This window comes from Eubacterium sp. AF15-50 (assembly GCF_934835595.1).
Lineage (GTDB): Bacteria > Bacillota > Clostridia > Lachnospirales > Lachnospiraceae > Eubacterium_G > Eubacterium_G segne.
Genome location: NZ_CAKVZL010000126.1, coordinates 1 through 4,464, shown reverse-complemented (window position 1 = coordinate 4,464; position 4,464 = coordinate 1). Strand labels below are relative to the sequence as shown.

At 37.6% G+C, this 4,464-nt stretch carries 8 protein-coding genes; all 8 read right to left on the bottom strand.

What is annotated here, in order from left to right; translation table 11 throughout:
• Positions 1–4 precede the first annotated feature (4 nt).
• Positions 5–205, bottom strand: a complete 201-nt coding sequence (locus tag Q5O73_RS10195) for a hypothetical protein (protein ID WP_302669627.1) — start codon at positions 203–205, stop codon at positions 5–7.
• A gap of 96 nt (positions 206–301) precedes the next feature.
• The gene (gene infA / locus Q5O73_RS10190) at positions 302–520 is read right to left on the bottom strand and encodes a translation initiation factor IF-1 (RefSeq protein ID WP_005362190.1); all 219 of its coding nucleotides are present in this window, start codon (positions 518–520) and stop codon (positions 302–304) included.
• 28 nt (positions 521–548) lie between these two features.
• A complete protein-coding gene (map, locus tag Q5O73_RS10185; protein WP_118588737.1) occupies positions 549–1,298 on the bottom strand; it encodes a type I methionyl aminopeptidase in 750 nt (249 codons plus the stop codon).
• A 2-nt stretch (positions 1,299–1,300) separates the two neighbouring features.
• Positions 1,301–1,945 carry an adenylate kinase gene (locus Q5O73_RS10180; protein WP_021952756.1) on the bottom strand — a complete coding sequence of 215 codons (645 nt, stop codon included), beginning with the start codon at positions 1,943–1,945 and terminating at the stop codon, positions 1,301–1,303.
• A gap of 76 nt (positions 1,946–2,021) precedes the next feature.
• The gene (gene secY / locus Q5O73_RS10175) at positions 2,022–3,362 is read right to left on the bottom strand and encodes a preprotein translocase subunit SecY (RefSeq protein WP_021952757.1); all 1,341 of its coding nucleotides are present in this window, start codon (positions 3,360–3,362) and stop codon (positions 2,022–2,024) included.
• A 1-nt stretch (position 3,363) separates the two neighbouring features.
• Positions 3,364–3,804 (bottom strand): 50S ribosomal protein L15, encoded by a 441-nt coding sequence (gene rplO / locus Q5O73_RS10170; protein ID WP_021952758.1) that lies wholly within the window; start codon positions 3,802–3,804, stop codon positions 3,364–3,366.
• Between the two features lie 25 nt (positions 3,805–3,829).
• Positions 3,830–4,012, bottom strand: coding sequence for a 50S ribosomal protein L30 (gene rpmD / locus Q5O73_RS10165; RefSeq protein ID WP_021952759.1), 183 nt, complete (start codon positions 4,010–4,012; stop codon positions 3,830–3,832).
• 17 nt (positions 4,013–4,029) lie between these two features.
• The coding region (gene rpsE / locus Q5O73_RS10160; protein WP_302669626.1) for a 30S ribosomal protein S5 at positions 4,030–4,464 on the bottom strand (435 nt) is incomplete at its 5' end.

The window sequence follows — 4,464 nt, the reverse complement described above, 5'->3', positions numbered from 1 at the left end:
TAAGCTACGCCAACTCAATTCCGCTTCGCTTCATTGACCTTTCGCTTCTCTTCCTTATAAGCTGCGCCAGCTCAATTTTGCTTCGCTCCATTGACCTTTCGCTTCTCTTCCTTATAAGCTGCGCCAGCTCAATTCCGCTTCGCTTCATTGACCTTTCGCTTCTCTTCCTTATAAGCTGCGCCAGCTCAATTCCGCTTCGCTTCATTTCGCTGCGGGGCATACGCCCCATAATAATAAAATTTTGTGCAAGGGTTTGTATGTAAACATCCAAACCCTTTTACAAATTTTATTATTGCGCAGCTTATTTATCACGCCATATGATTCTTCCTTTTGAAAGGTCATATGGAGACATTTCTATTGTTACTTTATCTCCAGGGAGTATTTTGATATAGTTCATTCTAAGCTTACCGCTGATATGTGCAAGCACTATATGTCCGTTTTCAAGCTCTACCCTGAACATCGCATTTGGCAATTTTTCTACAACTGTTCCTTCTATTTCAATTACATCTGCCTTTGACATGATTTCATTCCTCCACTTTTATAGTCTTTTACAGTGTTAATATTTCCGGCTCTCCCTTTGTTATAAGAACCGTGTTTTCATAATGTGCTGCCAATGATCCATCGTCTGTAACCACTGTCCAGTCATCATCCATAAATGCCACATCTGCTCTTCCCATATTAATCATAGGTTCAATACAAAGTGTCATTCCTGCCTGTAACTTCATTCCTCTTCTTCTTTGTCTGAAATTCGGAATCTGCGGATCTTCATGCATTTCTCTTCCAATGCCATGACCTACCAAATCCCTGACAACTCCATATCCGAATTTATCAACATAATCATTTATAGCTGCTGATATTTCGTATAAGTGGCATCCCTCTTTTGCAAACTTAATTCCCTCGAAAAAGCTTTGCTTTGTTACCTCTAACAATTGTTTTGCATCATTACTTATTTCCCCAACAGGCAATGTTCTTGCACAATCTGACTGGTAACCTTTATAGCTTAAGCAAAAATCAAGACTTACAATGTCGCCATTGTCCACAAAGTGATCTTTTCTAGGTATTCCATGAACGACTTCGTCATTTACTGATACACACAACGCTGCCGGAAATCCTTCATATCCTTTACATGTTGGAATACAGCCATAGCTTCTTATTAACTCTTCTCCAATTTTGTCAATTTGATAAGTACTCATGCCCGGCTTTATTTCTTTTGCCAGTTCCTCATGAACCTTGGCAATGTATTTGCCGGCCTGACGCATAAGTTCAATTTCTCTTTCTGATTTAATTGTAACTGCCATTTTTATGCTCCTAAAATATCAACAATTGCATTGAATACATCCTTCATGTCAACTGTTCCATCAACACTCTTTAAAATTCCCTGTTCATTATAGTAATCTATAAGTGGCTGTGTCTGATTGTGATATACTTCAAGTCTGTTTAATACTGTTTCAGGCTTATCATCATCTCTTACAATAAGCTCTTCTCCACACTTATCGCACACACCTTCAACCTTTGTCGGGCTGTATACTACATGATATGTTGCTCCACAGCCTACACATGCTCTTCTTCCACCCATTCTCTTTACAATGTTTTCATCCGGTACGTCAACATCTATTGCGAAGTCAACTTTTTCACCCTTAGCTTTTAATGCTGTATCAAGAGCTTCTGCCTGTGGAATTGTTCTTGGGAATCCGTCTAAAACATATCCGTTTTTGCAATCATCCTGTTTAAATCTATCCATAATTAAGTCTAATGTTAATTCATCAGGAACCAACTGTCCCTTATCCATATAAGACTTAGCTTTTTTTCCTAATTCTGTTCCATTTTTAATATTTGCTCTAAAAATATCTCCTGTTGAGATATGTGGAATGCTGTATTTTTCAGCAATCATCTTTGCCTGTGTTCCTTTTCCGGCTCCAGGTGCGCCTAACATAATAATTTTCATATTTTTTTCCTCACACAATAAACAATAGTAGTTTTAGGGGGCAGCATAAGCCGTCCCCTAAATTATCTGATATCTTCTAGAATATTCCTCTGACTGTACTGTAACTGCGTTCTGAAACCATTGACTTAATAGTCTGAAGTGTTTCAAGAATAACACCTACGATAATGATAATTGATGTACCGCCAAATCCAACTTTTGCTCCTGTTACACCTGAAGCAACGATTGGAATAACCGCTACAATAAGAAGTCCTACTGCACCGATTAAAATTATATAATTTAATATCTGTGTCAAATATTCAACTGTTGGCTTACCGCTTCTGATTCCCGGTATAAAACCACCTCTGTCATTAAGGTTTTTAGCAACCTCACGAGGGTTAAATGTTATTGATGTGTAGAAATATGCAAAGAAAATAATAAGTAATATATATACTACAAATCCTATAGAATATTTCATATTCGCTGGATTACACCAATATGACTGACTAAGATAATGAGCCCATTCCGGATCTTTTCCGAAGAACTGAGCAATTACAACAGGGAACTGTAATAATGATGATGCGAAGATAATTGGAATAACTCCGGCAGTGTTAACCTTAAGAGGTATATTGGACTGCTGTCCACCAACCTGTCTTCTTCCCTGTACTTTTTGTGACATCTGCACTGCAATTTTTCGTGTTGCCCCCTGAAGGATTACTACAAGAACGATAATTCCCACAACTACTCCGATAATAATCAAAGCTGAAAGGCCTCTCATTCCTGGAGATATACCATCTTTAGCAACAAAGTTTGTAAATAAGTTGGCAATATCACTTGGCATACCTGAAACGATATTAATTGTAAGTACAATAGAAATACCATTTCCTACACCCTTTTCTGTGATTTGTTCACCAATCCACATAAGAACTGCTGAACCGGCTGTCATTGCCAAAATTCCTGTTACGATTACTCCCCATTTTCTTATGGCATGCATATCACCATACTTAATAGCGTCTGTATCAAATATTCCCTGATTTGCAAATCCAATAATCATGGCAGTTGACTCGATTAATGCAAGAGCAACTGTTAAATATCGTGTAACTTCTGCTAATTTCTTTCTGCCTTCTTCTCCATCTTTCTGAAGTTCATCAAGTTTTGGAATGGCAATTGTTAATAACTGCACGATAATAGATGCAGTGATGTACGGTGTAATGCTCAAAGCAAACACCGACATCTTTTCCATTGATCCACCAGTGATGGCAGTAAAGAAACTAAAGTTTTCATTTGAGAAATTGCTCATAATATCTTTTATTGCATCACCGTTTACAAATGGAATAGGTATCTGACTACCTAATCTTACAACTATTAACATCAGAAATGTATAAAGTAATCTTTTTCTTATCTCTTTAACTTTTAATGCTTTCTTTAAGGTTTCTAACATATTAGATCACCTCACAAGTTCCACCTGCGGCTTCAATCTTTGACTTAGCACCTTCACTAAAAGCATCAACTTTTACTGTAAGTTTCTTAGTGATTTCACCATTACCAAGTATCTTAACACCGTCTCTAGGATTTTTGATTACCCCAGCCTCAAGTAATGTTTCTACAGTTACTACTGTATCATTGTCAAATCTTTCCAAAGCTGTAACATTAATTCCTACAATGTTCTTTGTATTAATATTTGTGAAGCCTCTCTTTGGGATTCTTCTGTATAATGGCATCTGACCACCTTCAAAACCTGGTCTAGGGCTTCCTGAACGTGCTTTCTGTCCTTTATGACCTTTACCGGCTGTCTTGCCATTTCCTGAACCATGTCCACGGCCTCTTCTGAAATTATCACTATGTTTTGAGCCCTCAGCAGGCTTTAAGTTTGATAAATCCATTGTCGCACCTCCTTATCTAATTAGATTAAATTTCTTCAACTTTAACTAAATGTCTAACCCTCTGAATCATACCTCTGACTGCAGCATTGTCAGGCATTTCGACTGTCTTGTTAAGCTTTGTAAGTCCTAAAGCTTCTGCAGTCTTCTTGTTTTTTGGAACTGCTCCAATTGTTGATTTTACTAAAGTAATTTTTAATTTATCTGCCATTTCTAATTACCTCCCTATTAGCCTAAAATCTCTTCAACAGATTTACCGCGAAGTGAAGCTACTTCTTCCGGAGTCTTTAATGCAGCTAATCCTTCAATTGTAGCAAGAACTACATTCTGCTTATTCTTTGAACCTAAAGACTTTGTACGGATATTTGTGATTCCGGCAAGTTCTGCAACACTACGTGCAGGACCTCCGGCGATAACACCAGTACCTTCCTTAGCTTTCTTAAGAAGTACTTCAGCACTTCCGAATTTTCCAATAACATCGTATGGAATACTGTTATTCTCATCTACAGGAACAGTAATAAGGTTCTTAATAGCATCTTCTTTACCTTTACGAATTGCTTCAGGAATTTCAGCTGCTTTTCCTAAACCTGCACCAACGTGTCCATGTTTATCACCAACTACTACTAAAGCTGCGAAACGCATATTACGTCCACCCTTTACTAC